1 pseudogene is annotated in these 1333 nt (G+C 44.9%); it reads left to right on the top strand.

Annotation, left to right across the window (positions count from 1 at the left end):
* Positions 1-1081, top strand: a pseudogene (locus HMPREF9969_RS13065) (hypothetical protein); the annotation flags it as partial.
* Positions 1082-1333 lie beyond the last annotated feature (252 nt).

The following is a 1333-nucleotide window of genomic DNA, read 5'->3' as shown; positions in this document are numbered from 1 at the left end:
TCACAAAGCAGCTTATCTCTGTTTTATCCCTCGCTCAAGTAACCCATACGTAAATCGTAGTAAGTTGATTAAGGTTGAGATTATGAGCGACGATGATATTGCAGGAACTTACGACATAGCAGCTAATGGAGCCCTTACCCTCGCTTCAGGTGGTTCAAAGATAATCACCGTAACAACTGGTTCGGGCTTTGATATAGACAACTCTGCTGACGACATGAACAAGAATGCAACCTACGCAGTCGTTGCTCCAGGCACACATACTCTCCGCATTCGTTATTGGCTTCGCAATACAACAGATAATCCTAATGGGACGATAGAGGGAACAGTATCAAAGATCATTACGCTAAATTGTACGGCTGGTTCAATTCAGGATATAACAGCTAATCTTGACCCACATGATTACGACGGCACCCATTACTATATGTGGGATGCACAGAATCAATACTGGAAAGGTTACGAATGGAATCAAGGTGGTAGTCAGCCGACAATTAGTCAAGGTTTAACAGGCGCAACATCTTCTAACGATTACCCCCAGAATAGTAGCGATACTAACCATCGTTACTACAACGAGTATTACCCAGGTTATGGCGTAAGCAATCCAGCTACCCACACCCCATGTAAAGACCTTCCTAACGCCAACGAGATGTCTTGGTACTGTATGTACGGTGATCCACGTTGGGACGGTGATGAGTTATGGACTACAATGGGTCACTTATACAAAGGTGGCATGTGGTTTAAGAAGAAGTCCGTGCTGCAAGGCGAGCATCATTACGACACCGAGAAATCTGCCGACGGTATAACCGACATGCGTACAACGTACAAGAGTTACACGAACACCAGCAGTAGTATCACCAACTCCGGTCTTCCTTCTGTTGCTGACGCAGGCACCTACTTTTACCTGCCCAGCTTGGGTCTCTACAACTTTGGTCGGCTATACTCCGTTGGCTGCGGCTACTATTGGTCGTCTAGTGCTAACCCGTTGAGCAGCATCATCGCGTGCAGCCTGAGCTTCTTGAATAATAGCGTCGAAGTGACCTACTCCGACCGCTATTTCGGGTTCAGCGTCGGCGGGTTCGAGTAGTCCTTGCGATTGCCTTTTACAGGTGTCGCCCTCTAAAAGGCGAAGTTTAATGCGAAAAAATATGACAAAAGAGGGTAAAAATAGACCCTTTGTAAGTACTTGGTAATCAAGGATTTATAAATAGGGTATCTAAGTATGATACTTAGGGGATCTAAGTATGATACTCAGGTACCCTAAGTATGATACTTAGGTACCCTCAGTCCCATACCGAGGGTGGCTCGAATAAGAAAATAATTTACATATTATATTTAC

The sequence above is a fragment of the Prevotella sp. oral taxon 306 str. F0472 genome (genome assembly GCF_000257925.1).
Classification (GTDB): Bacteria; Bacteroidota; Bacteroidia; order Bacteroidales; family Bacteroidaceae; genus Prevotella; species Prevotella vespertina.
This window is presented reverse-complemented; position numbering and strand designations above follow the sequence as displayed.